This window comes from Spirillospora sp. NPDC048823 (assembly GCF_043198445.1).
Lineage (GTDB): Bacteria > Actinomycetota > Actinomycetes > Streptosporangiales > Streptosporangiaceae > Spirillospora.
In genome coordinates this window covers 23,145-46,470 of the sequence record NZ_JBICUT010000010.1, presented here as the reverse complement: position 1 = coordinate 46,470, position 23,326 = coordinate 23,145, and the positions used below count along the sequence as shown (strand labels likewise).

Annotated in this window: 21 protein-coding genes; 13 read left to right on the top strand and 8 right to left on the bottom strand. The window is 73.7% G+C overall.

Annotated features, from left to right (window positions below; translation table 11 throughout):
* Nucleotides 1–34 precede the first annotated feature (34 nt).
* The 4 genes from ACGFK0_RS22750 to ACGFK0_RS22735 are packed head-to-tail and all read left to right on the top strand — an operon-like array spanning nt 35 to nt 6,393.
* Nucleotides 35–1,771, top strand: a complete 1,737-nt coding sequence (locus tag ACGFK0_RS22750) for an ATP-binding protein (RefSeq protein WP_392907727.1) — start codon at nt 35–37, stop codon at nt 1,769–1,771.
* A 16-nt stretch (nt 1,772–1,787) separates the two neighbouring features.
* Nucleotides 1,788–2,963, top strand: coding sequence for an exonuclease SbcCD subunit D (locus ACGFK0_RS22745; protein ID WP_392907724.1), 1,176 nt, complete (start codon nt 1,788–1,790; stop codon nt 2,961–2,963).
* On the top strand, nt 2,963–5,410 hold the full coding sequence (locus ACGFK0_RS22740) for an AAA family ATPase (RefSeq protein WP_392907722.1): 2,448 nt from the start codon (nt 2,963–2,965) through the stop codon (nt 5,408–5,410). Before ACGFK0_RS22745 ends, ACGFK0_RS22740 begins: the two co-directional genes overlap by 1 nt.
* Nucleotides 5,407–6,393, top strand: a complete 987-nt coding sequence (locus ACGFK0_RS22735) for a hypothetical protein (protein WP_392907720.1) — start codon at nt 5,407–5,409, stop codon at nt 6,391–6,393. Before ACGFK0_RS22740 ends, ACGFK0_RS22735 begins: the two co-directional genes overlap by 4 nt.
* A 1-nt stretch (nt 6,394) precedes the next feature.
* On the opposite strand, the gene dacB is transcribed toward ACGFK0_RS22735, so the two are convergent.
* Nucleotides 6,395–7,918 carry a D-alanyl-D-alanine carboxypeptidase/D-alanyl-D-alanine-endopeptidase gene (gene dacB, locus ACGFK0_RS22730; protein WP_392907717.1) on the bottom strand — a complete coding sequence of 508 codons (1,524 nt, stop codon included), beginning with the start codon at nt 7,916–7,918 and terminating at the stop codon, nt 6,395–6,397.
* 193 nt (nt 7,919–8,111) lie between these two features.
* Between dacB and ACGFK0_RS22725 the strand changes: the two genes are divergently transcribed.
* Genes ACGFK0_RS22725 through ACGFK0_RS22705 form a run of 5 tightly spaced genes read left to right on the top strand, consistent with a single transcriptional unit; the run spans nt 8,112 to nt 14,693 of the window.
* Nucleotides 8,112–9,794: an ATP-binding cassette domain-containing protein gene (locus ACGFK0_RS22725; protein ID WP_392907714.1), complete on the top strand. Its 1,683-nt coding sequence runs from the start codon at nt 8,112–8,114 to the stop codon at nt 9,792–9,794.
* Complete coding sequence (locus tag ACGFK0_RS22720; protein ID WP_392907712.1) at nt 9,791–10,681, top strand: branched-chain amino acid ABC transporter permease; 891 nt, start codon at nt 9,791–9,793, stop codon at nt 10,679–10,681. The genes ACGFK0_RS22725 and ACGFK0_RS22720 overlap by 4 nt, the downstream gene beginning before the upstream one ends.
* Complete coding sequence (locus tag ACGFK0_RS22715; protein WP_392907710.1) at nt 10,674–11,828, top strand: branched-chain amino acid ABC transporter permease; 1,155 nt, start codon at nt 10,674–10,676, stop codon at nt 11,826–11,828. The genes ACGFK0_RS22720 and ACGFK0_RS22715 overlap by 8 nt, the downstream gene beginning before the upstream one ends.
* On the top strand, nt 11,825–13,072 hold the full coding sequence (locus ACGFK0_RS22710; protein WP_392907708.1) for an ABC transporter substrate-binding protein: 1,248 nt from the start codon (nt 11,825–11,827) through the stop codon (nt 13,070–13,072). The genes ACGFK0_RS22715 and ACGFK0_RS22710 overlap by 4 nt, the downstream gene beginning before the upstream one ends.
* A gap of 13 nt (nt 13,073–13,085) precedes the next feature.
* Entirely contained in the window at nt 13,086–14,693 is a 1,608-nt protein-coding gene (locus ACGFK0_RS22705) for an AMP-binding protein (RefSeq protein ID WP_392907705.1), read from the top strand.
* Between the two features lie 4 nt (nt 14,694–14,697).
* Here ACGFK0_RS22705 and ACGFK0_RS22700 read toward each other — a convergent pair whose 3' ends face one another.
* Nucleotides 14,698–15,255 (bottom strand): hypothetical protein, encoded by a 558-nt coding sequence (locus ACGFK0_RS22700; protein ID WP_392907703.1) that lies wholly within the window; start codon nt 15,253–15,255, stop codon nt 14,698–14,700.
* A 45-nt stretch (nt 15,256–15,300) separates the two neighbouring features.
* Nucleotides 15,301–15,657 (bottom strand): hypothetical protein, encoded by a 357-nt coding sequence (locus ACGFK0_RS22695; protein ID WP_392907701.1) that lies wholly within the window; start codon nt 15,655–15,657, stop codon nt 15,301–15,303.
* Nucleotides 15,658–15,883: 226 nt separating this feature from the next.
* Here ACGFK0_RS22695 and ACGFK0_RS22690 point away from each other — a divergent pair, with 226 nt between their 5' ends.
* Nucleotides 15,884–16,852 (top strand): PaaX family transcriptional regulator C-terminal domain-containing protein, encoded by a 969-nt coding sequence (locus tag ACGFK0_RS22690; protein ID WP_392907699.1) that lies wholly within the window; start codon nt 15,884–15,886, stop codon nt 16,850–16,852.
* Between the two features lie 45 nt (nt 16,853–16,897).
* The gene (locus ACGFK0_RS22685) at nt 16,898–17,812 is read left to right on the top strand and encodes a PaaX family transcriptional regulator C-terminal domain-containing protein (RefSeq protein ID WP_392907697.1); all 915 of its coding nucleotides are present in this window, start codon (nt 16,898–16,900) and stop codon (nt 17,810–17,812) included.
* Between the two features lie 21 nt (nt 17,813–17,833).
* On the opposite strand, the gene ACGFK0_RS22680 is transcribed toward ACGFK0_RS22685, so the two are convergent.
* Nucleotides 17,834–18,577, bottom strand: a complete 744-nt coding sequence (locus tag ACGFK0_RS22680) for an MIP/aquaporin family protein (protein ID WP_392907694.1) — start codon at nt 18,575–18,577, stop codon at nt 17,834–17,836.
* Nucleotides 18,578–18,761: 184 nt separating this feature from the next.
* Here ACGFK0_RS22680 and ACGFK0_RS22675 point away from each other — a divergent pair, with 184 nt between their 5' ends.
* Nucleotides 18,762–19,673, top strand: coding sequence for a universal stress protein (locus ACGFK0_RS22675; protein WP_392907691.1), 912 nt, complete (start codon nt 18,762–18,764; stop codon nt 19,671–19,673).
* A 33-nt stretch (nt 19,674–19,706) separates the two neighbouring features.
* Here ACGFK0_RS22675 and ACGFK0_RS22670 read toward each other — a convergent pair whose 3' ends face one another.
* Nucleotides 19,707–20,297: a TetR/AcrR family transcriptional regulator gene (locus ACGFK0_RS22670; protein WP_392907688.1), complete on the bottom strand. Its 591-nt coding sequence runs from the start codon at nt 20,295–20,297 to the stop codon at nt 19,707–19,709.
* Nucleotides 20,298–20,318: 21 nt separating this feature from the next.
* On the opposite strand from ACGFK0_RS22670, the gene ACGFK0_RS22665 reads away from it, so the two are divergent.
* The gene (locus ACGFK0_RS22665) at nt 20,319–20,447 is read left to right on the top strand and encodes a hypothetical protein (protein ID WP_392907686.1); all 129 of its coding nucleotides are present in this window, start codon (nt 20,319–20,321) and stop codon (nt 20,445–20,447) included.
* Between the two features lie 49 nt (nt 20,448–20,496).
* Here the strand turns inward: ACGFK0_RS22665 and dmpG are convergent, their stop codons facing one another.
* Genes dmpG through ACGFK0_RS22650 form a run of 3 tightly spaced genes read right to left on the bottom strand, consistent with a single transcriptional unit; the run spans nt 20,497 to nt 23,266 of the window.
* Entirely contained in the window at nt 20,497–21,525 is a 1,029-nt protein-coding gene (gene dmpG, locus ACGFK0_RS22660; RefSeq protein WP_392907683.1) for a 4-hydroxy-2-oxovalerate aldolase, read from the bottom strand.
* Nucleotides 21,522–22,418 (bottom strand): acetaldehyde dehydrogenase (acetylating), encoded by an 897-nt coding sequence (locus ACGFK0_RS22655; RefSeq protein WP_392907681.1) that lies wholly within the window; start codon nt 22,416–22,418, stop codon nt 21,522–21,524. Before ACGFK0_RS22655 ends, dmpG begins: the two co-directional genes overlap by 4 nt.
* A 50-nt stretch (nt 22,419–22,468) precedes the next feature.
* Nucleotides 22,469–23,266, bottom strand: coding sequence for a 2-keto-4-pentenoate hydratase (locus tag ACGFK0_RS22650; RefSeq protein ID WP_392907678.1), 798 nt, complete (start codon nt 23,264–23,266; stop codon nt 22,469–22,471).
* Between the last annotated feature and the right edge of the window lie 60 nt (nt 23,267–23,326).

Below are 23,326 nucleotides of genomic sequence, written 5' to 3'. Positions count from 1 at the left end.
AGCTGGTGGGATTCGTGTGGCCTGGGTGGGGTGTATGGGTGAGACCGCTGAGCGCGGGCCGGTCGTCGGGCGGGTGCTGGGGACGCAGTCGGCGACGCCGCTGTCGTTCTGGGTGGGGCTGGAGCCCGGGACGGTCGTCCAGCTGGACGAGGTGATCGCCGCGCGGCGGGAGGTGCCCGGCCGGGGCGAGGTGCTGATCGCCGGGGTCGTCACGAACGTGGAGGCCCGGCATGAGGGCGCCGCCTACGACTCGGACGTGTTCCTCATCGCGCAGGGGGTGCTGCCCGCGGCGGTGGTCGAGTCGGCCGAGGTCACGGTGACGCGGGTCGAGCCCGAGGTGTACGTGCCGCCGCTGCCCGGCACGCAGGCGCGCCGGGCGGGCGCGCTGGACCGGGAGCGGGCGCTGTACTTCGACGTGATGGAGCGGCGGGTACCGGTCGGGCTCGGACGCGACGGGGAGCCCATCCACGTCAACCTGGAGTTCCTGGACGGGACGCGCGGCGCACACGTCTCCATCTCCGGGATCTCCGGGGTGGCGACCAAGACGTCGTTCGCCACGTTCCTGCTGTACTCGATCTTCAACTCGGGGGCGCTGGGCGCGGAGGCGCACAACACGAAGGCGCTGATCTTCTCGGTGAAGGGCGAGGATCTGCTCTTCCTCGACCACGCCAACAACCGGCTGGACGAGAACGCGCGGGCGGCGTACCGGCGGCTCGGTCTGCGGCCGGGGCCGTTCGAGAGCGTCCACGTGTTCGCGCCGCCCCGGCCCGGTGACCCGAACGGGACGCCGCACGTGACGGCCCGCACCCAGGACGTCAGCCCGTTCTACTGGACGCTCGCCGAGTTCTGCCGAGAGGAACTGCTGCGCTACGTGTTCGCCGACACCGAGGACGAGCGGGCGCAGTACACGATTCTGGTCGGGCAGGTCGCGGCGAGGCTCGCCCGTGACGCCGAGCCCGTCGGAGGCGGCGGGGCGGTACGCCTGGGGGACGGCGGGCAGGTCTGCCGCACCTACGAGGACCTGGTGAGGTTCATCGAGGAGACCCTGACGGACGAGGACACCCGCCGCGCCTGGGGCGCGCAGCTGATGGGGCTCGGCACCGTCAACGCGTTCCTGCGGCGGCTCCGTTCGTCGGTGCGTCCGCTGTCGCCGATCGTGCGGGGCGACCTGCCCGCGAGGAGCGGCAGGTCGATCGACACCGACGCGCAGGTCACCGTGGTGGATCTGCACAACCTGCCCGAGCGGGCGCAGCGGTTCGTCGTCGGGGTGGTGCTGCGCGGCGAGTTCGCGCGCAAGGAGAGCACGGGCAGCGCGCGGCCGCTGCTGTTCGTGGTGCTGGACGAGCTGAACAAGTACGCGCCGCGCGAGGGCGACTCACCGATCAAGGAGATCCTGCTGGACGTCGCGGAACGGGGCCGGTCGCTCGGGGTGATCCTCATCGGGGCGCAGCAGACGGCGTCGGAGGTCGAGCGCCGCATCGTCGCGAACTGCGCGGTGCGGGTGGCGGGGCGGCTGGACGCGGCGGAGGCGTCCCGGGGCGAGTACGGCTGGCTGCCGCCGGCGGCGCGGGCGCGGGCCACGATCGCCAAGCCCGGGACGATGTTCGTCGGGCAGCCGGAGCTGCCGGTGCCGCTGGCCGTGGAGTTCCCGTTCCCCGCCTGGGCCACGCGTCCCGCCGAGGCATCCCCGCGCGCGGCGGCGCGTTCCGGGCCGGCCCGCGACCCGTTCGACGGTCTCGGCGAGGCCGACGACGAGGTACCCCCCTTCTGATCCACCGGGAGCGAACATGAAGTTCCTGCACACCGCCGACTGGCACGTCGGCAAGGTGCTCCGGGGCCGGTCGCGGTTCGACGAGCACGCGAAGGTGCTGGGCGAGCTGGTCGCCGTCGCGCGGAAGGAGGACGTCGACGCGGTCATCGTCGCGGGGGACGTCTTCGACGGCGCGGTCCCGACGCCGCCGTCGCAGGCTCTGGTGATGAAGACGCTGCTGGCGCTCCAGGAGGGCGGCCGGGAGGTCGTCGTCCTCGCCGGCAACCACGACGATCCGCGCCTGCTGGACGACGTGTACCGGCCGGTGCTGCGGCAGCTCGGCATCCGGGTCGTCGGGAGGTTCCGGCGCCCGGACGCGGGCGGGCTGCTGTCGTGGACGGCCCGGACCGGGGAGCCGGTCAGGCTCGCCGCCATGCCGTTCCTGTCGCAGCGGTACGTCGTCCGGGCCCTGGAGGCGCTGACCGACACGCCCGACCAGCACAACCGCGACTACGCCCACCGCTTCGGGCGGCTCGCCGAGGCGCTCACGGCAGGGTTCACCGCCGACACCGTCAACCTGGTCGCGGCGCACGGCACGCTGCCGGGCGGCAGGCTCGGCGGCGGCGAACGCGAAGCGCAGACGATCTTCTCCTACTACTTCGAGTCGTCGGCGTTCCCGCCGGCCGCCCACTACGCCGCGCTCGGCCACCTGCACCGGCGGCAGCGGATGCCCGGCCCCTGCCCCATCTGGTACAGCGGCTCCCCGATCGCCGTCGACTTCGGGGAGGAGCAGAACACGCCCGGCGCGCTGGTCGTCGACGTCGCGCCGGGGCGTCCCGCCGACGTGCGGGAGGTGACGCTGACGGGCGCCCGCGTCCTGCGCACGGTCACCGGCCCGCTCGGCGCGCTGGAGGCGATGGCGGACGACCTCGGGGACGCGTGGCTGCGCGTCGTCGTCGCGGAGAAGCCGCGCGCCGGGCTCGCCGACGACGTGCGGGAGATCCTGCCGAACGCGCTGACCGTCGACATCGACGAGGCGTTCCGGCCCACCTCCGCGCCGCGGCCAGCGGCCGTCACCGGGCGAAACGCCCCCACGCCGCGCGGGTTGTTCCGCACCTACCTCGAACAGCTCGGCCACGAGGACGAGCGGGTCGAGGCGCTGTTCGACCGGCTCTACGACGAACTCGACGGGCACGGGGGAGAGGAGGACTGATGCGTCCGCTGTGCGTCCACATGGACGGTTTCTGCAGCTACCGCACACCGACCTCGGTCGGCCTGCACGACGTGGACTATTTCGTCCTCGTCGGACCCACCGGATCGGGCAAGAGCACCGTCATCGACGCGATCTGCTTCGCGCTGTACGGGTCGGTTCCCCGCTGGGGGAAGGAGAACGTGATCCGGCTGGCGCTGGCGCCGTCCGCCAACTCCGGGAAGGTCGCGCTCGTCTTCGAGTCGGCGGGCCGCCGCTACGGCGTCGTCCGGGCGCTGGCCCGCAGCCCCCGGGGCGCGGTGACCACGAAGGAGGCGCGGCTGGACGAGCTGGACCCGTCCGTCGACCCCGCCGGGGGCATCGAGGAACTGCTGGCGGCGCAGGTCCGGACGATCGCCGACGGCGACGGGGTGACGGCCGCCGTCCAGCGCATCACCGGGCTCGAGTACAGGTTCTTCATGCAGTGCGTCGTCCTCCCGCAGGGACGGTTCGCGGACTTCCTGCAAGCCGAACCGAGCAAGCGGCAGGACCTTCTCGTCCAGCTCCTCGACGCGAAGACCTTCGAGCTGATCAAGCAGCGGGCGGGGGAGGAGGCGAAGGCCGCCGAGGTCCGCGCGCAGGCCGCCGAGGCGCAGCGGGCCAAGCTCACCGACGCCGGCGAGGCCGCCGAGAACGAGGCCGCGCGGCGGCTGGAGGGCATGCGGGCCCTCGGCGAGAGCGTCCGCGAGGCGCTCGACGAGCTTCAGCGGACCGACGGCGAAATCCGGGACAGGACGACGGAGGCCACCGAGGCGGAGCGTGCCCTCGCCGCGCTGTCCGCGCTCGCCATGCCCGGCGACGTGCCGACCCTCGCGGACGACCTCAAGGCCGCCGCCGACGAGGCCGAGCGCCTCACCCGGGAGGTCGCCCGGCACGAGGAGGCGGAGTCGGCGGCCCGTGACCGGGGCGCGGACCTCGGCGACAGGACCGTCCTCGACCAGGCGATCACGGCGCACCGCGACCACGCCCGCCTCACCGGCGAGATCGAGGACGCCCGGACCGGGGCGGACGAGGCCCGCCGGGAGGCGGACGCCGCCGCCGCCGACCTCGCCGCCGCCCGCACGAACCTCGAACGGGCCGAGGCCGAACGGCAGCGCGTCCGCGACGCCGACACGGCCGCCGACCTCGCACGGCGGCTGTCCGCCGGCGAACCCTGCCCGGTCTGCCTGCGGGACGTCACCGACCTGCCCGAGCACCATGCCCCGCCCGCCCTCGGCGCGGCGGACCGGAACGTCCAGGCCCGCAAACGGGAACTCGACGCCGCACAGGCGAGACTCCAGGAACTCGAGCGCGAACTGTCCAGGCGCGAAGCGGGCCTCGCCGCTCTCGGGCGGCAGCTCGGCACCGAGGCGGAGCGCATCCGCGCCCACCCGGACCTCGACGACGCGCGGCGGCGCCGCGACGCCATCGACCTGGCCGACCGGGAAGCGGCCGGCGCACGGCAGGCCCTGCTCACCGCCCGAGCCGAACTGGCCAAGGCCGAGGAAGAGCGCACCGAACTGAACCAGGAGGCCGGGAGGGCGCTCGCCGAGCTGGACGGCGCCCGCGACACCGTGGTCGCGCTCGGTGCCCCACCGGTCGGCCGCGCCGACCTGCACGCCGCCTGGACGACCCTCCTCGACTGGCGCGACCGGGAGTCAGGACGTCGCGAACAGGCGGCCGGCGCGCTGGAGAACGCCCTGCGCGACCTGCGCCACCGGCGGGACGAACGGCACGAGGCGCTCGCCGCCGAACTGGGCGCCCACGAGATCGCCGTGCCCGCGTCCATCGAGCCCGAGACGGTCCGCGAAGCCGTCCTGACCGCCCGCAACCAGGCGGAGAACCGGCTGGAGCGCATCCGCCGGGACCGCCGGACGGCCGCCGAACTGGCCGGGGAGATCAGCCGCCACCGGCAGGACGCCCGGGTCGCGGGCGAGCTGGCGCGGCACCTGCGGGCCAACAACTTCGAGAACTGGCTGTGCGGCGAGGCGCTGGCGCTGCTCGTCGACACCGCGTCCGGGACGCTGCGGGAGCTGTCGGACGGCCAGTTCGAACTCGTCCTCGACGGCAGGAACGCCATCGAGGTGATCGACTACGCGGAGGCGGGGCTGCGGCGCAGCGTCCGGACGCTGTCGGGCGGCGAGACGTTCCAGGCGTCGCTCGCGCTCGCGCTGGCGCTGTCGGACCAGGTCGCCCGGTTCGGCGGCGGCGCGGCCCGGAGCCTGGACTCGATCTTCCTGGACGAGGGCTTCGGCACGCTCGACCCCTCCACCCTCGACACGGTCGCGACGACGCTCGAGCGGCTGACGTCAGGGGGTGATCGTATGGTCGGCATCGTGACCCACGTTCCGGCGCTCGCCGAGCGCGTCCCCGTCCGCTTCGACGTGTTCCGCGACAACACCGGCTCGCATCTGGAGAAGAAGAGCACGTGACCACGGCACCGGCGGCCGCGACCGCCGCCATCACCGTCGACCCCTGGGACCCGGGGTACGCCACGTCGCTGACCGCGGAGGCGATCGGCGAGCTGGACCCCTCGTCCGTCAAGCTCGACCTCGGCGTGGAGCTGCCGCCGGACCGCTGGCGCCCGGTCTCGCCGCCCGCGGCGGGGCCGCCGCCCGGCGGGCTGATCGTGGCGGACGGCGTCCGCCGCATCGAGGCCCGGGTGTGGGTCGGCGACCCGTCCGGGGGGATGCCCGCCCCCGGCATCGCCGCGTCCTGCGCCGCCGGCCTGGTGCGCTGCGCGCCCGGCGGGCTCGCCGAACTCGCCGAGGTGGAGGTGCGCCGCTCGCTGTTCACCCCGTCCCCGCACGCCGCCGACCTGGCCACCTGGGCGGGCACCTACGTCGCGGCGCGGGCCCGCGGCGGCGCCGCCGAGCAGCTGTCCCTCGCGCTCCAGGGGCAGCTCAGCGACCTGGAGGTGACCCTCGCCACCCGGTACCGGACCGCGTCCGGCCCCGACGACCTGCTCATCGTGGACGGCCCCCTGCGCGGCCGCGCCCACCTGCCGCGCACCATCGGCTACGTCAAGACGCACCATGCCGCCTACCTGGCCGACCCGCAGACGGCCGTCCTCACGGCGCTGGGGCCGGGCCAGCGCACGCCCGTCTTCCTCATGACGACGAGCTGGGCGCGGCATTCGTGGTACCTGCGGCTGCCGACCCCGTCCACCGCGCCCTGGGCGGGCATCGCCCGCTGCGAGGCCGCCGCGGACCTGACCCGCGACGCGGTCGTCGAACTCGCCGACCACAGCGCGGCGATCATCCCGGGGCTGGCCGGGATCGGCTACAAGGATCCGCGCGCCCCGCAGAACCTCGTCCCGATCGGCGGCCTGGAGAAGGTCCTCCGGCACCGGCTGGGCGACCCCCGCCTGCTCTACCGGGCGCTCCGGACGGCCACCCGGCCCCAGGGCGGCTGATCTAGGGCCGGATGCCGCCGGTCCAGGTGCTTTCGAGGTCGCCGCCGTCGGCCGGGGCCATGCGGCGCAGGGCGGTGCGGGCGTCGCCGCCGCCGGTGGCGAGGCGCACGGCGATCTTGTCCTCGATGTCCTTCGGTGCCCCTCCGGAGTAGCCGTTGAAGACGCTGGAGAAGATCAGCGTCCGGCCGCCAGGGTCCTTCACATAGCCGGACAGGGCGGTGACGCCGGTCAGCGTCCCGGTCTTGGCGTGTACGTTGCCGTCGGCCGCGGTGCCCCTCATGCGGTTCGCGAGCGTCCCGCCGGCCAGCGGGTCCGGTCGCCCGGCGATGGGCAGAGCGGCGTACCAGGCAGGGAACCACGGCCGCTTCCGGACGTTCCTGAGCAGGGTGCTGAGCTGCACGGCCGTCGTGCGGTTCCCGCGGGACAGGCCCGAGCCGTCCGTCATGGTCACCTGGGAGGTGTCGACGCCGAGGCGCCGGAGGTGGGCGGTGATGGCGGGCAGCCCCGCCGCCCAGGTGCCTTCGCCCCGCACCTCGCGTCCGATCGCCTTGACGAGGGTCTCCGCCATGACGTTGTTGCTGAGCTTCAGGAACGGCGTGGCGAGCCGCGACAGCGGCATCGAGGTGCGGGTGGCGATCGTCTTGGCGCCCGGCGGCGTCCTGCCCCGCTCGGTCGCGCCGGACACCTGGACGCCGTGCGCCTTGAGCGCCTTGCGGAAAACGTCCGCGGCGTACAGCGTGGGTCCCTCGACGGTCCGCAGGACGCCGGCGGGTGCCGCGCCCGCCGGGTGGGAGCCGGTGACGACGATGGTGTTGGTGCCGTTGCCCCGGTTCACCGCGAGGGTGGACGACGACCCGGGCGGCCCGGTGACGGCCCTGTTGTCGATCTTCACGACGTCGGTGTCCGGGGTCAGCCCGACCCGGACCGGCCGCCCTTCGCGGGCGGCGGGAGTGAGGGAGACCTTGATCGAGCCCGCGTCGAAGTCGTCGTTGGGCGAGACGGTGAGCGCGGACGTCTGCCCGGCATAGGCGTACTGGAGGTCCGCGGGGTCCCAGTCGTCCGGGGTCCGCTTGGCGCCGAACCAGGTGTCGTCGGCGACGAGGTCGCCCTTGATCCCGGTGATGCCCCGGGCCGCGACGGCGGCGGCGAGGCGGTCGTACTCGGCGGCCCGCATGGTGGTGTCGCCGGTGCCCCTGAGGTAGAGGTTTCCGCCCTTGACGCTCACCGTCGTGCGGAACCGGTATCCGGGGCCGAGGATGCCGAACGCCGCCGCCGAGGTCTGCAGTTTGTTGTTCGAAGCGGGCGTGACCTGGCCGTTCCCGTTACGGTCGTAGAGAACCTCGCCCGTCTCGGCGTCACGGACGACGACGTCGACGGCCGCGCCCTGGAGGCGGCCGTCGCGGAGTACGGCGTCCAGATCCTCCGGCAGCCCTCCGGCGGTGGCGGCGTGGGCGGGGACGGCGGCGGCGCCCCCCAGGACCATGCTTCCGCCCAGCAGCAGGGCGGCCCCGAAGATCTTGATCATGACATCCGAGTCTAGGAAGGCGGTGCCGGGTCCCCAAGCACCTCCGCGACCTCCTGACGTCGGCACAGGTGGGGGCAGAGTGATCTTAATCACATTAATATACAAACAACCCTTGACGCGCGACACTACTTTGTCTAGCGTTCCTCGCGGTCGAGGTAAGCGTCCCGATTTCCCCGCGTGGAGGGAAGGCCTCATGCCCACCAGATCCGAACCTGCTCGGGACACCGTCACCGTCCCCGACGATCCGCTGCTCACGGTCGAGGGTCTCGACGTGAGTTACGACGGTGCGGTGCGCGCCCTGCGCGGAGTGTCCCTGCAGGTCCCGAGGGGCGGCGTCGTCGCCGTGCTCGGCGGCAACGGCGCCGGGAAGACCACCCTGCTGCGCGCCGTCTCCGGATCGCTCGGCTCCGTCGGCGGCGGCATCACCGCGGGGACCGTCCGCCTCGACGGACGGGACATCGGCGGCCTGCCGACCGCGGAGATCGTGCGGGCGGGCGTGGCGCAGGTCCCCGAGGGCCGGCGGGTGTTCCGCGACCTCACGGTGGAGGAGAACCTCCGCGCCGGCGGTTTCACCGCGGCGGAACGCGTCAAGCGCGAGGCCCTCGACCGGGTCTTCGAGCTGTTCCCCGATCTGGCCGGCCGGCGCCGGCAGCGGGCGGGGCTGCTGTCCGGGGGCCAGCAGCAGATGCTCGCCATCGGACGCGGGCTGATGAGCCGGCCCCGGCTGCTCCTGCTGGACGAGCCGTCGCTCGGCCTCGCGCCGCAGCTGGTCACCCAGATCGGGGAGATCATCACGGAGATCAACCGGCAGGGCACGGCGGTGCTGCTGATCGAGCAGAACGCCGTCATGGGACTGCGGGTCGCGGGCAGCGCCTACGTGCTGGAGGTGGGGGCGGTCGCCGCGTCCGGCCCCGCCGAGGTGCTCGCCGGCACCGACGAGATCCGCAGCCGCTACCTGGGCGGCGGCACGACCGAAGCCGCCGCCGCCGAAACGGAGACCGAGCCCGGCGCCGGAACGGACGCCGGAACGGACGCCGGCACGCGGGACGGCGGGCTGACCGGCCTCGCCAAGGCCATGCACGCCGGCGCGGGCGACCGCGCCGTGCGCGCGGAGGCGCTGCGCGTGGACGGGGTGACGGTCCGGTTCGGCGGCGTCACCGCCCTCATGGACGTGTCCTTCGAGATCGCGCCCGGCACGGTGCACGCCCTCATCGGCCCGAACGGGGCCGGAAAGTCGACCTGCATCAACGTCCTCGGCGGCGCGTACAAGGTCGCCGAGGGCACCGTCCGCTACGGCGACCGGGTCCTCACCGGGCTGCGGGCCGACCAGATCGCCGGGCTCGGCGTCGCGCGGACCTTCCAGAACATCTCGCTGTCGCTGGACGCCACGGTCGCCGACAACCTGCTCACCGGTCGGCACCGCCTGATGCGGTCCGGCGTCCTCGGCGGCGCGCTCGGCCTGCCGCGCACCCGCCGGGAGGACCGCGAGCACCGCGCCCAGGCCGGCCGCGTCGCCGAACTGCTCGGCATCGACGGGCTGCTCGGCCGAGCCGTCCACACCCTCTCCTACGGCGACCGCAAGCGGGTCGAGCTGGGGCGCGCGCTGTGCGCCGAACCGACCCTGCTCCTCCTGGACGAGCCGGTCGCCGGAATGAACCACGGCGAGTCCGTCGAGATGGCGGCGACGATCATGGCGGTCCAGCGCGAGCTCGGGATCTCCATCCTGCTCGTCGAGCACGACATGCCGTTCGTGATGGGCCTGGCCGAGCGCGTCACCGTCCTGGACTTCGGCCGGCTCATCGCCGACGGCACGCCCGCCGAGGTCCAGCGCGACCCCGAAGTGCTCCGGGCCTACCTCGGATCGGAGGCCGCATGAGTTATCTGCTCACACAGCTGGTGAACGGCGTGTCGCTCGGGCTGGTCCTCGGGCTGATCGCCGTCGGCTTCGTCGTGGTGTTCAAGTCCACCGGGGTGCTGAACTTCGCGCACGGCTCGGTGCTGCTGCTCGGCGCCTACCTGGTGGCCCGCCTGCATGGGCCGCTCGGGTTCTGGCTCGCGCTCGCGGCCGGGGTGCTGGGCGCGGCACTGGTCGCGGCGCTGATCAACGCGCTGCTCGTCCGGCACGTCGCCGAACGCGACCCCGGCGTGTTCGCGATCCTGACGATCGGCGTGGACATCCTGCTGCTCACCGAGCTGACCAGGCAGATCGGCAACGACGTCCTCAACATCGGGGCGCCGTGGGGCGCGTCGGTGGTCACCGTGGCGGGGATCAGCCTGCCGGCGTCCCGGGCGATCGCGGCCGGGGCGGCGCTGGTGCTGTTCGGGACCCTCGGAGTGCTGGCGGCCCGCACCGACTGGGGTGTCGCGATGCGCGCCGCCGCCGCCGACCCCGACACCGCGTCGCTGATGGGCATCCGGCTCAGCCGTACCAGCGCGATCGGGTGGGGGCTCGCCGGTGCGCTGGCGGCCGTCGCCGGGGTGTTCCTCACCTCCTACCCGACGCCCGGCGTCGAGCCGGGCATCTCCGTCATCGCCTTCGCCGCCATTCCCGCCTGGGTGCTGGGCGGTTTCGACTCCGTCCCCGGCGCCGTCGTCGGCGGCCTCGTCATCGGGGTCGCGCAGGCGCTCGCGGTGGGTTACGAGTCCGACCTGCACTTCCTCGGCAGCGGCTTCGGCGAGGTCGTCCCCTACGCGGTGATGGTCCTCGTCCTGCTGCTGCGCCCGCACGGGCTGTTCGGCCAGAAGGAGGCCATTCGTGTCTGATCGGCCGCACGCACTCGGGCTCGCCCGGTTCCGCCGGGTGGCGCCGTCCCGGGCCGCCGGCGGCGCACTGCTGCTCGCCGCCGTCGTCGGGCCGCTCTGGCTCACCGACTTCTGGCTCCAGGCCGGGCTGTTCGCGATGGCCGCCGTGGTCGGGGCGATCGGCCTCACCCTCCTGGTCGGTGTCGCGGGCCAGCTCTCGCTCGGGCACGCGTTCTTCCTCGGCGTCGGCGCCTACACCTACACCCTGCTCGCCGGCGGGCGGGAGGACGACATGTCCGGCTTCGGGCTGCCGCCGGTGCTGGCCCTCATCGCCGCCGCGGTGGTGTCGGGCGCGGCGGGCGCCGTGTTCAGCCCCATCGCGGGACGGCTGCGCGGCATCTACCTCGGCCTCGCCTCCCTCGGGCTGGTGTTCCTCGGCCGGCACGTCTGGCTCAACGCCGACGACGTCACCGGCGGGTACAACGGCCGCACCGTCGAGGCGTTCGCGGTGCCCGGCTTCAGCTTCAGCGACGAGAACCCCGAGTACCTCGCGGTGCTCGGGACGCCGTTCGGGGAGCTGCACCGCCTCTGGTACCTGTTCCTGGTCATCGCGCTGCTGGCCGCGTTCCTCGGCCGGGGCATCAAGGCCGGCCGGGCGGGCCGGGCGATGGCCGGCGTCCGCGACGGCGAGACCGCCGCCGCGTCCGTCGGGATCCAGGTCGCCAGGGTGAAGGCCACCGCGTTCACCGTCTCCTCGGTCTACGCCGGGATCGCCGGTGCGCTGACGGCCCTGGCGTTCGGCCGGATCGCGCCGGACTCGTTCGCGCTGATGGTGTCCATCGACTACCTGGTGATGATCGTGCTCGGCGGCGCGGGCTCGATCGCGGGCGCCTCCGCCGGGGCGGTGTTCGTCTCGGTGCTGCCGCTGCTGCTCGTGCAGTACAGCTCGCAGTTGCCCTTCCTGTCCGCGCCCGGCTCCGGCGGCCTCGACGCGGCCGCGCTCAGCCGGTTCGTCTACGGCGTCGCGATCATCGCCGTCCTGATCTTCCTGCGCGGGGGGCTCTCCGGGGCCTTGCACCGCGTGGGGGCCCGCACCGGACGGACCGGAGAGCCGGCCCGGTCCACACGTCCTGCCGATCGTTCCAGCCTGAAGGAGACCACCCCATGAACTTCCGTCCTCTCGCCGCGGCGGCGCTGTGCCTGGCGGCGATCACGGCATGCAGTACCACCGACCCCAACGCCGGATCCGGAGGCGAAGACGGCAAGGGCGTCCGCACGGGCAACGGCGTCACCGACTCCGAGATCAAGATCGGTGTGCTCACCGACCTGTCCGGGCCGTTCAAGGCCGGCGCCGCCGTCCAGGTCGCGGAGAAGAAGGCCTACTGGGCGGCCAAGAGCGCCGAGGGCGGCATCTGCGGCCGCAAGATCACGGTCGACGTGCGCGACCACGGCTACAACCCGCAGCGCGCCGTGTCGCTCTACCGGAGCATGTCGCCGGACGTCGTGGCGCTCCAGCAGGTGCTCGGCTCGCCCGTCGTCGCGGCCATCCTCCCGCTCGCGGAGAAGGACGACCTCTACGTCGGCGGCATGGGCTGGGCCAGCGTCGCCCTCGACCACAAGGTGGCGCAGATCCCCGGCACCACCTACAGCATCGAGGGCGCCAACGCCATCGACTACCTCGTCGACACCCTGAAGGTCCCCGAGGGCAGCACGATCGGGCACGTCTACTTCGAGGGGGACTTCGGCGGCGACTCCCTCGCCGGCGCCCAGCACGCGGCCAAGGAGCGCGGGCTGAAGATCCACCCGATCAAGATCACCCCGCAGGACTCGGACATGTCCGCCCAGGCGACGGCGCTGGAGCGGGCGAACGTCAAGGGCGTCATCCTCGGCGCCGCCCCGTCGCAGCTGTCCTCGCTGGCCAGCGTGCTCGCCTCCAACGGGGTGAACGTCCCCCTCATCGGGAACACGCCCACGTTCAACCCGGCGCTGCTGGACACCCCGGCCAGGGAAGGGCTGGTCAAGAACTTCTACACGGTGACCAGCGTCGCGCCGTACAGCGGTGAGGGCGCCGGGGTGAAGAAGGCCACCGCGATGTTCGAGAAGGCCGCGCCGGACGGCGCCAAGGGCTGGGAGGTCCCGCTCGCCTACGGGCAGGCGGAACTGCTCGCCAAGGCGCTGGAGGCGGCGTGCGAGAGCGGTGACCTCACGCCTAAGGGCGTCGTCGAGGCGATGCGCAAGACGTCCGACCTGGACACCCAGGGCCTGTTCGCCGGGAAGCTGAACTTCACCGAGGTGGGCAAGCCCCCGTCTCGCACGGTGTTCGTCTCCAAGGTCGACCCGGAGGCGCCGGGCGGGCTGAAGGTGCTGGACACCATCGAGGGCCCGAGCGCCGTCAGCTACAAGTTCGACTGAGCGGACCGCCACCATGACGGACGTGCCCCGGCGGTCGGAACTGCACGGCGCGCCGAGCCCGCGGCTTGAGGAGGCGGTGGTCGGCGACGTGCTGCGCCGGGCCGCCCGGCTGGGACCGGACGACGTCGTCCTGACCGTCCCGGCCGGGCGGGGCCCCGAGGGCAGGGCGGCGGAGAGCTGGACGGCGGCGGAGCTGCTGGCCGACGCCACCGCCGTGGCGGGGTCCCTGCTGCTCCGCCATCCGCCCGGCACGCGCATCGCCACGTACCTGGCCAACGGGCCCGAGGCGGTCCTGCTGCAGTTCGGCGTGGCGCTGGCCGGCATGGTGCTGGTTCCGGTCAACCCGAAGGCCCGGCCCGACGAGCTGGCGCACGCGCTCGGCCTGTCGGAGGCCGCGCGCCTGTACGTCCGCGACGGGGACTCGGACGTGGCCGGCCGGGCCGTGGCGAGGCTGCCGCGGCCCGGCACGGTGGTGCGCCTCGGCGGGGACTGGCGGGAGCTTCGGGCGGGAGGACCGGCCGCGGTCCTCCCGCCGGTCGCCCCGGACTCGCCGGCGCAGATCCAGTTCACCTCAGGGACCAGCGGACGGCCCAAGGGCGTACGGATCCACCACCAGGGCATGGTGCTCACCTCCCACGCGTTCGCCCAGCGGATCGGCCTGCCACCGGGGGGTGTGTGGGTGAACCCGATGCCGCTGTTCCACACCGCGGGCAACGTCCTCGGGACGATGGGCGCACTGTGGCAGCGCGCCGAGCACGTCGTACTGCGATTCGAGCCCGCCGCCGTGCTGGAGGCCATGGCCGCGCGGCGGGCGACGCTGCTGTCCGCCGCGCCGACGCTGCTGCACCTGCTGATGGACCATCCGGACTTCCCCGGCACCGATCTGAGCGACCTGCGGGTCGTGTTCACCGGCGGGATGACCCTGACGCCCGCGATGGTCGACACGATCGAGGCGCGCTTCGGCGCGCCGCTGTCGGTCACGTTCGGCATGACGGAGACGTGCGGCTGCGCCCTGCAGACCGCACCGCTGGCCGACGACGCCGAGGTCCGGCGCACCACGGTCGGCACGCCCATCGAGGGCACCGACGTCCGCGTGGTGGACCCCTCCGGCGAGGTCGTCCCGATCGAGGGGGAAGGGGAACTCCTCCTGCGCGGGGCACGGCTGGCGCGGGGTTACCACGACGACCCGGAGGCCACCGCCCGCGCCATCGACGCGGACGGCTGGCTGCACACCGGCGACCTCGCCGTGATGGACGCCCGCGGACGCCTGCGCATCGCCGGGCGGCTCAAGGACATGATCAAGACCGGTGGCGAGAACGTCGCGCCGGAGGAGGTCGAGGAGGTCGTCACCGGCCATCCCGGCGTGGCGCGCGCGGCGGTCGTGGGCGCCCCGGACACCCGCTGGGGCGAGCTGGTGGTCGCGTTCGTCGTCCCCGAGCCCGGGGCGGACTTCGACGCGGACGCGGTCACCGCGTACTGCCGCGAGCGGCTCAGCCCGTTCAAGGTGCCCCGCCGCTGGACCGTCGTCGACGAGCTGCCGCTGACCGCCTCGGCCAAGGTCAGGCGCGCGGAGCTGCGCAGCCGGGCCGCGGCGGCGCACGAGGGCGGGGACGCGGGCTGACACGTCAGGCCGGGAGGATGCGGGTCCGGGCGGGCGGGGCGGTGACCCAGACCGGCTCGCGCCCGCCGTCCCGCACGCCGCCGGAGTCCGCCTCGCCGGACGACCAGACCCGCCAGGTCAGATCCCCGGCGGAGAGCCGGTGCTCGCGGTGCGGCCCGGCGAACATGGTGATCCCCGGCTCGGCCCGCCAGCGGTTGTCCGCGCGCGGCTCGTCCGGGCTCAGCAGGGCGTCCTCCGGCCGCCAGACGGCCACGGCCTCCTGCCCGGCCGCGAGCCCCTGGGCGGGGACGCCGGTGGCGCGGCCCAGCGGGCCGTCCAGGACGGCGTACTCCCCGCCGACGCTCGAGACGGTCCCGGGCACCTCGTTGGCGAGGCCGACGAAGTTCGCGACGTAGCGGGACGCCGGGCGCACGTAGACGTCACGCGGCGTGCCGAGCTGCTCGATCCGCCCGTCCGCCCGCCGGTACCGCTTGGTCAGGTCGCGCAGGCGGACCACGCCGGCGCCGGCCTCCGGCTCGCCCCCGGCGGCCGCCGCATCTCCGGCAGTCGTGCTCCTGCTCATCAACCGCATGTCGGCCTTCCTTGCGTCGTGGGGGGCGGGCACGGGTCAGCTCCGCCCGGCGTGCGGGACCGGCGGCCCGGATCGGTGGCGGCGCCGCGCGTACCAGGTCACGGGGAGGACGACGGTGATCGAGACCACCGTCAGCAGGATCGACAGCGAGCCGAGCATCGCGTAGTCGCCGTTGGCGAAGACCTCCAGGATGCGGAAGCCGACGACCTCGTTGCCGGTGCCCGCGAGGATGGCGCAGGCGCTGATGTCCCCGGCGATGGTGACGAACAGCAGTGCCCAGCCCGCCAGCAGGCCGGGCGCCTGGAACTGCGCACCGGGCTCGCCGCGCTGCTCGCCGCCACGTCCTCGTTCCGCCTGGCGGCCGAGCCCGAGCCGCTCCGCTGGCCGGTCCACGGGCCGGCGACCCTGCCGGCCGACCTGGCGGCCCCGCCGGACGCCGGGACGGGGAACGGGTGACGGCGGCCGGGTGGCCGGCCCGCCCGCCGCCCCGGCCGGCGTTCGCCGGCTTTCCGTCCGGACGTCGCGGAACCCCCGGGTAACCGGCACGGGCCGGGGCGGATAACGTTGTGCACACGCCGTTCCGGCCGTTCCAGCCGGTGTCGAATCTAGAATGGACGTCATGACCGTCGACAAGGTCCTTGAAGCCGGTGCGGATCTGGATCGGGAGATCCGGCTCCCCCGGATGCAGCAGGGGCCGCAACCGCAGCATCTGCTGATCACGCTGCTCGGCGACTACTGGTACGCGCGGACCGAGCATCTGCCGTCGGCGGCGCTCGTGGCGCTGCTCGGCGAGTTCGGCATCTCCCAGGTCGCCGCCCGCGCGGCGCTGAGCCGGCTGGCGCGGCGGGGCCTGCTGGAGGTCTCCAAGCAGGGGCGCCGCACCTACTACGCGCTGACCGGGCGCGCGACGCGGGTGCTGAGCGGCGGCGTCCAGCGGATCATGTCGTTCGGGATGACCGCCCGGCCCTGGGACGGGTCGTGGCGGATCGCGATCTTCTCGGTGCCCGAGGAGCAGCGGGACCTGCGCCACTCAGCCCGCGCCCGGCTGCGCTGGCTGGGCTTCGCGCCGCTGTACGACGGGGTCTGGATCTCCCCCAACGACGTCGCCGCGGACGCGGCCGCCGCCTTGGCGGGTCTCGGCGTGCGCAGCTACAGCGTGATGGCCGCGCAGGCCCCGGTGGGCGTCCCGCAGGGCCAGGACCCTCTCGACGCCTGGGACCTGGCCGAACTCCGGGACGGATACGAGCGGTTCGTGAGCGAGCGCGAGGACCTGCTCCGCCGCGCCAGGGACGGGGCGGTCAGCACGTCCGAGGCGCTGCTGGCGCGCACCGACGTCATGGACACCTGGCGGCAGTTCCCCAATCTCGATCCCGAACTGCCCGCGGAACTGCTGCCCGAGGATTGGCCGCTGCAGCGCGCCCACGACATGTTCGCCCGGTTGTACGACAACCTCGGGCCACTCGCCGAGATCCGCGTACGGCAGATCGTGACGCGTTTCTCGGACGAACTGGGGGCGCTGGTCCGGCATCACACCACCGGTTCAGTGCTCGATCGTGCTCGCCTGCCGATCGCAACGGATAGTGTCTAACGTGTCGGGCGCGAGGTGGTGCGCCGGAGCCCGTATACTCCGCCGGTGAGCGAGAGGACCCGGGCGGTGAACATGCCCCGCCTGCAGGCGGGCGCCCATCCGCAGCATCTGCTGGCGACGCTGTTCGGCGACTACGACTTCGCCGAGCGCAACCCCGTCCCGTCCGCGGCGATCGTGCGCCTGCTCGCCGAGTTCGGCATCTCCGCCGTGAGCGCGCGCAACACGCTGAGCAGGCTCGCCAAGCGCGGGCTGATCCTGCCGGTGCGCGACGGCCGCCGCACCTCCTACCGGATGGCCGACGCGGCGAAGGAGACCCACGGCCGGCGGCTCCGGCATTTCCTGACGTTCGGTGCAGCGCCGGTCCCCGACACCGGCGAGTGGACGGTCGTGGTGTTCTCGCTGCCGGAGTCCCAGCGCGACCTGCGCCGCGTCCTGCGCACGCGGCTCCAGGAGATCGGCATGGCGTCCCTGTTCGACGGGGTCTGGGTGATGCCGGGCGACCGCCGTGAGGACGCCGCGCGCGTTCTGGACGAGCTGTCCATCGGCCCGGCCGCGTCACTCATGGTGGCGGGGTTCGCGTCGGCGCCGGCGGGGGGCCGCGACCCGGTCTCCGCGTTCGACGTCGACGGCCTCCGGGCAGGCTACGAGGGGTTCGTCGAGCGCTATTCGCCGCTCCTGGAGCGCGTGCGCGAGGGGGCCGTCGGGCTTGCCGAGGCCCTGGTGGTGCGCACCGAGATCATGGACGCCTGGCGCGTGTTCCCGGACGCCGACCCTTGCCTGCCGACGGCGCTGCTCCCGGACGACTGGCCGCTCGGCGCCGCCCGCGGCCTGTTCCTGGAGACCTACGACGCGCTCGGGCCGCTGGCGGAGCTGCGCCTGCGGAGCCTGCTGAAGGAGTACATCGGCGAGCGGGTGGCCGACGTCCGCGCCTACGTCTCGGCGGACTACCCGCCCGCCTGACGTGCCGGGCGGTCCCGGACGCTAGCGTGCGCCGGGTTCCGTCGGCGGCAGCGGGGTCTCCTTGGTCGGCGGCTGCAGGTAGTTGTGGGCCGCCGCGGCGAGGACGGCCCCCGCCGCCGGGGCCACGATGAACAGCCACACCCCCTCCAGGGCCGAGCCGCCGCTGACCAGCGCCGGGCCGAGGCTGCGCGCCGGGTTGACCGAGGTCCCCGTCATCGGGATCCCGATCAGGTGGACGGTGGTGAGCGCCAGCCCGATGGAGACGCCGCTGACGGCGGGGATCGCGGCCGTGCTCGTCATGGACAGGACGATGAACACGAACAGCGCGGTCAGGATCGCTTCGGCGAGGAACGCGCCGCCCGCGTTGATCTGGATGAGGCTGTCCTCACCCCATCCGTTGGCGCCCAGGCCGGTCGTGGACCGGCTGTAGATCGCCGAGCCGGAGAAGGTGAGCCAGAGCAGGAGGGCGCCCAGGATCCCGCCGACGAACTGGGCGATCCAGTAGCGGCCCGCGTCCCCGGGCGTGATCCGGCGGGCGAGCAGCACGCCCAGCGTGACGGCGGGATTGATGTGGCAGCCCGAGATCGGGCCGATCGCATAGACCAGCACGAGCAGCACCAGCCCGAACGCCAGCGCCGTCGCCACCACGCCCGCGGAGGGGCTGCCGCCGGCCACGCCGAACCCGAACGACAGGGTCGCCACCCCCACCGCGAAGTAGACGAGGAGCAGGGTGCCCACGAGTTCCGCCGCGACTCTTCTGACCACGCGTCCCCCTTTTCGATGTGCCGGTTCCCTCCGCCCTATCCCCGGGCGGCGCGGAGGATCAGCCCCGAATGATCATTTCTGCCGGAGATTTTGCCTCCGGTTGACCCTCCGCGCCGGTGCCGGGACCTCCGCCTCTTCTGGAGCGCGCCGGATGCGCGCAGACTGGACGGAGGAGGGCAGGTACATGGACGGCTCAGAGGGGATGCGAAGACCGCACGTCCTGTTCGGCTACGACGGGTCGGCGGAGAACGACGACGCGTTGCGCTGGGCCGTCGAGGAGGCCCGGCTGCGCGGACTCGACCTGGTGATGTGCCACTGCTGGCACTGGCCCTATGCGAGCGGCCACCAGGACCCGGGCGTTGAGGCGATCATGAAGCGGGCGGGGGAGAACCTGCTGGAGCGGGGCGTCCGCCGCGCGCGGAGGCTCGGCGCGCCGGACACGGTGCGCCGGCGCCTGATGCGCGGGCCGGCGATCGAGGCGCTGCTGCGCGCGTCCGGCGCGGCGGAACTTCTCGTGATCGGCTCCCACGATCGGCTGGACGACGGGGCGGCGGCACTGGAGCTGCCCGCGCGGTCGGAACGGCCGGTGATCGTCGTGTCCGGCGGCCGGCCCCGGCCCCGGCTGGTCGTGGTGGGCACGGACCGGACGGCGGGCTGCGACCCGGCGCTCGGCTTCGCCTTCGGGGAGGCGGCCCTGCGCGGCTGGGCCCTGCACGTCGTCTACGGATGCTGGGAGCCGGCGGCGGTGAGCGAACAGGAACTGGCGCTGTTCAACGACCGGGACCTCCTGGAGAAGACGCGCGCCGCCGAACTGGAGGACGCCGTCGCGCCGTGGCGGAGGCGCCACCCCGCTACCGACGTGAGGGTCTCGCTGCTGCTGGAACGTCCGTCCGAGGCGCTGCGGGACGCGGCGGACGACGCCGGGCTCCTCGTCCTGGGCGACCGTGGAACCGGCCCCGGGCCGCTGGGCGCGACCAGTTCCGGGATGCTCCGCGAGGCGCGGTGCCCCGTCGCGGTCGTCCCCGGCCGAAGCTCCCGGGACGACCGGGCCCACGGCTCCGACCCGGACGCGGCACCCGCCGCGGCCGGCGGCTGAGGGCACGCCGGCCTCCGGCCCGGCGAAGAACGATCATGGTTTCGCGACCAGCGCGGCGGTCGCGTCCAGCGCCGGGTCGGTCGGCAGGTCGGGATCGAGGATCAGCTGGAGCAGCAGTCCGTCCAGGACGGCGGTGAGCAGCATGGCGGTGCCCTCGCGGCGTTCCGCCGGCCAGTCCGGGCACAGCTGCGCGAGCCGCTCGGCGATCCGGCCGCGCAGGGCGCGCGACCAGTCCCGGCGCTCGGCCCCCATCCGCGGGTCGCGCAGGGCCCTGACGAGCAGTTCGGCGGCCAGCCTGAGGTTGCGTTCGCCCGCCACCATGTCCGGGACGAGGTCACGCAGCGCCCGCACCGCGGCCGGGGTGTCCGGTGCCGCCAGCAGCGCGTCCACCACCGGATCGATGATCATTTCGCTGGCCCGCTGCGCGACGGCGACGTGCAGCCCCGGAAGCCCGTTGAAGTAGTGGTGGAGCAGGCCCGGACGGGTGCGGGCGCGGTCCGCGACGGCCCGGGCCGTGATCGCCGCCCAGCCGCCCTCGGCGAGCAGATCGAGGCCGATCCGCACGAGCTGTTCCCGGCGCGCCCGCCCGCGAGGAGTCGACGCGCGATGGTCCTCGTGGGTCATCCCGCCAAGCTATCCCAACGGTTGCATCGTGCAAAGATCATCAGCGCGCACTACCCCGGCGCCTGCGCGGGATTCCCGGGGCGTGCCGTCCTGGAGACCCGCCCCACCGTCCAGGACGCCATCCGCGAACTCCACGACCGGCGCCTGTGAGGGCCGGACGGGAGCCCCCGCACCCGAGCTGGCTCCCGTCCGGCGCCGGCTACGAGGCGCGCTCGCGTTCGGCGGCGAGCTGCAACGCCACGTCGATGATCATGTCTTCCTGGCCGCCGACGTAGCCGGCCTCGCCGACCTTCTGCAGGATCTCGTGCGCCGGGACGCCGTAGCGTTCGGCGGCGCGCTCGGCGTGCAGCAGGAAGCTGGAGTACACGCCCGCGTACCCCTGCGTGATCGCGCCCCGGTCCGCGAACGGCAGCCGGTGCAGGAACGGCTTCACCACGTCGTCGGCGGCGGCCATCACGCCCTGCACGTCCACGCCGGTCGGGACGCCGAGCCGCTCGAACGTCGGGACGAGCACCTCGGTGGGGGAGTTGCCCGCCCCCGCGCCCAGCGCGCACAGCGCCCCGTCGATCTGGAGGGCGCCGTTCTGCTGCGCCAGCACCGAGTTCGCGACGCCCAGCGACAGGTTCTGGTGGCCGTGGAACCCGACCTGCGCCTCTTCCCCGATCTCCTTGACGAGCGCGCTGATCCGCTCCTGCGCCTCGCCGAGGACGAGGGCGCCCGCGGAGTCGACGACGTAGACGCACTGCGCGCCGCCGTCCACCATGATCCGGGCCTGCTTCGCCAGTTCCTCCGGCTCGACCCGGTGCGCCATCATCAGGAACCCGACGGTCTCCATGCCGAGGTCGCGGGCGGCGGCGAAGTGCTGGAGCGACACGTCCGCCTCGGTGCAGTGCGTCGCGATCCGGGCGACGGCCGCCCCGGCGTCGTGCGCCAGCTTCAGGTCCTCGACCGTGCCGACGCCCGGCAGCATCAGCACGGCGATCCTGGCGCGGGTCGCCTCGTCCACGGCGGCGGCGACGAGCTTGACGTCGTCCTCCAGCGAGAAGCCGTAGTTGAACGACGAGCCGCCGAGGCCGTCGCCGTGCGTGACCTCGATGACCTCCACCCCGGCGCCGTCGAGGGCGTGCACGACCCCGCGGACCTGCTCCTCGGTGAAGCGGTGCGCCATCGCGTGGCTGCCGTCCCGAAGCGTCGAGTCGGTGATCCTGATCTTCTGCTTGTCGCTCATGAGGTGGCCTTCCTGCGCGCGAGCTGCTCACCGACGCGGGCGGCGGCCGCGGTCATGATGTCGAGGTTGCCGGCCCAGGGCGGCAGATGGTCGCCGTTGCCGCGGACCTCCAGGAAGACCGCGACGCGGGCCATCCCGTTCCAGATCTCGCGGGGCTCGTCGAACTGCGGCTCGGCGCGCAGCGTGTAGCCGGGCACGTAGGCGGCGACCTCGGAGACCATCTTCTCGACCGACGCGGTGATCGCCTTGGTGTCGGCGTCCGCCGGGATCGCGCAGAACACCGTGTCCCGCATGATCATCGGCGGGTCCACCGGGTTCAGGATGATGATCGCCTTGCCGCGGCCGGCGCCGCCGACCCGCTCGATCGCGTCGGCCGTGGTCACGGTGAACTCATCGATGTTGGCGCGGGTGCCGGGCCCCGCCGAGCGCGACGCGATCGACGCGACGATCTCCGCGTACGGCACCGGCACCACCGACGAGACGGCGTGCACGATCGGGATCGTCGCCTGCCCGCCGCATGTGATCATGTTGAGGTTCGGGGCGTCCGACAGCGTCTCCAGGTTCACCGGCGGGCACACCAGCGGCCCCGTCGCCGCGGGCGTCAGGTCGACCGCGGTGATCCCCGCCTCCTCGTAGCGCGGGGCGTTGGCCAGATGCGCCTTCGCGGACGTCGCCTCGAACACGATGTCCGGGAGGGTCGGCTGCGACAGCAGCCAGTCCACGCCCTCCGCCGACGCCGGGACGCCCAGCTTGCGGGCGCGCTCCAGGCCGTCCGACCCCGGGATCACCCCCACCACCGAGTGGACGTCGATCAGCTCACTGCGCATCAGCTTGACCAGCAGGTCGGTGCCGATGTTGCCGGGACCGACGATCGCGGCGCTCAGCTTGCCCATGCCTGCTCCTTGCGGGGGGACGACCCCCCGCGCCCCCCGGGTCGCTTCGCTCATTGCGATGCCTCCTTTCCGAACCGGGCAGTAACGGAACCGATCCCGGCGAACGTGGCGGTGAGGGTCTCACCGGATGCGACCGGCACCGCGGCGGTGATGGAGCCGGGCAGCACCACATGGCCCGCCTCCAGCGTCACGCCGCGTTCGCCGAGGACGTTGGCCAGCCAGACCAGCGCGTTGATCGGCGAGCCCAGCACCGCGCCGCCCGCGCCGGTGTCGATCAGATCGCCGTCGCGGCGCAGCAGGCAGCCCATCAGCGACAGGTCCAGGCCGTCCAGCCGGACGGGGCGGGTGCCGAGCACGACACCGCCGCTGGAGGCGTTGTCGGCGATGGTGTCCGGGAGCGTGATCTTCCAGTCGGCGATCCGGGAGTCGATGACCTCCAGCGCCGGCAGCACGTACTCGACGGCGCCGACCGCGTCGGCCGCCGTCGCGCCGGGACCGGCCAGCGGACGGCCCAGCACGAACGCGATCTCCGGCTCGATCCGGGGCTGCAGGAACCGGCCGGTGTCGATGGGTGCGCTGTCCTGGAAGAACATCGAGTCCAGCAGCACGCCGAAGTCCGGCTGGTTCACCCCCATCTGCCGCTGCATCGCCGCCGAGGTCAGCCCGACCTTGTGGCCCTTGATCCGAGCGCCCGCACCCGTCCACGCCTGCACCTGCGCGAGCTGGACCGCGTACGCGTCGGAGACCGACATGTCCGGATGGTTCGCCGTCAGCGGCGGGATGGGGGTGCCGGTCGCGTACGCGTCGAGCAGCGCCGCCGCGCCCTTCTCCACCGAGCCCGGGTCCATGGCTGTCCTTTCATCGTCCGCGCAGGTCGTCGCCTGCGCAGGCCCGAGCCTCCCCCGCCG

What these genes read in the sequence shown, in the direction of transcription:
- ACGFK0_RS22750 (WP_392907727.1), top strand. Translation starts at nt 35, where the DNA reads ATGGGTGAGACCGCTGAGCGCGGGCCGGTCGTCGGGCGGGTGCTGGGG.
- ACGFK0_RS22745 (WP_392907724.1), top strand. Translation starts at nt 1,788, where the DNA reads ATGAAGTTCCTGCACACCGCCGACTGGCACGTCGGCAAGGTGCTCCGG.
- ACGFK0_RS22740 (WP_392907722.1), top strand. Translation starts at nt 2,963, where the DNA reads ATGCGTCCGCTGTGCGTCCACATGGACGGTTTCTGCAGCTACCGCACA.
- dacB (WP_392907717.1), bottom strand. Translation starts at nt 7,918, where the DNA reads ATGATCAAGATCTTCGGGGCCGCCCTGCTGCTGGGCGGAAGCATGGTC.
- ACGFK0_RS22725 (WP_392907714.1), top strand. Translation starts at nt 8,112, where the DNA reads ATGCCCACCAGATCCGAACCTGCTCGGGACACCGTCACCGTCCCCGAC.
- ACGFK0_RS22720 (WP_392907712.1), top strand. Translation starts at nt 9,791, where the DNA reads ATGAGTTATCTGCTCACACAGCTGGTGAACGGCGTGTCGCTCGGGCTG.
- ACGFK0_RS22710 (WP_392907708.1), top strand. Translation starts at nt 11,825, where the DNA reads ATGAACTTCCGTCCTCTCGCCGCGGCGGCGCTGTGCCTGGCGGCGATC.
- ACGFK0_RS22705 (WP_392907705.1), top strand. Translation starts at nt 13,086, where the DNA reads ATGACGGACGTGCCCCGGCGGTCGGAACTGCACGGCGCGCCGAGCCCG.
- ACGFK0_RS22700 (WP_392907703.1), bottom strand. Translation starts at nt 15,255, where the DNA reads ATGAGCAGGAGCACGACTGCCGGAGATGCGGCGGCCGCCGGGGGCGAG.
- ACGFK0_RS22690 (WP_392907699.1), top strand. Translation starts at nt 15,884, where the DNA reads ATGACCGTCGACAAGGTCCTTGAAGCCGGTGCGGATCTGGATCGGGAG.
- ACGFK0_RS22675 (WP_392907691.1), top strand. Translation starts at nt 18,762, where the DNA reads ATGGACGGCTCAGAGGGGATGCGAAGACCGCACGTCCTGTTCGGCTAC.
- ACGFK0_RS22670 (WP_392907688.1), bottom strand. Translation starts at nt 20,297, where the DNA reads ATGACCCACGAGGACCATCGCGCGTCGACTCCTCGCGGGCGGGCGCGC.
- dmpG (WP_392907683.1), bottom strand. Translation starts at nt 21,525, where the DNA reads ATGAGCGACAAGCAGAAGATCAGGATCACCGACTCGACGCTTCGGGAC.
- ACGFK0_RS22655 (WP_392907681.1), bottom strand. Translation starts at nt 22,418, where the DNA reads ATGGGCAAGCTGAGCGCCGCGATCGTCGGTCCCGGCAACATCGGCACC.
- ACGFK0_RS22650 (WP_392907678.1), bottom strand. Translation starts at nt 23,266, where the DNA reads ATGGACCCGGGCTCGGTGGAGAAGGGCGCGGCGGCGCTGCTCGACGCG.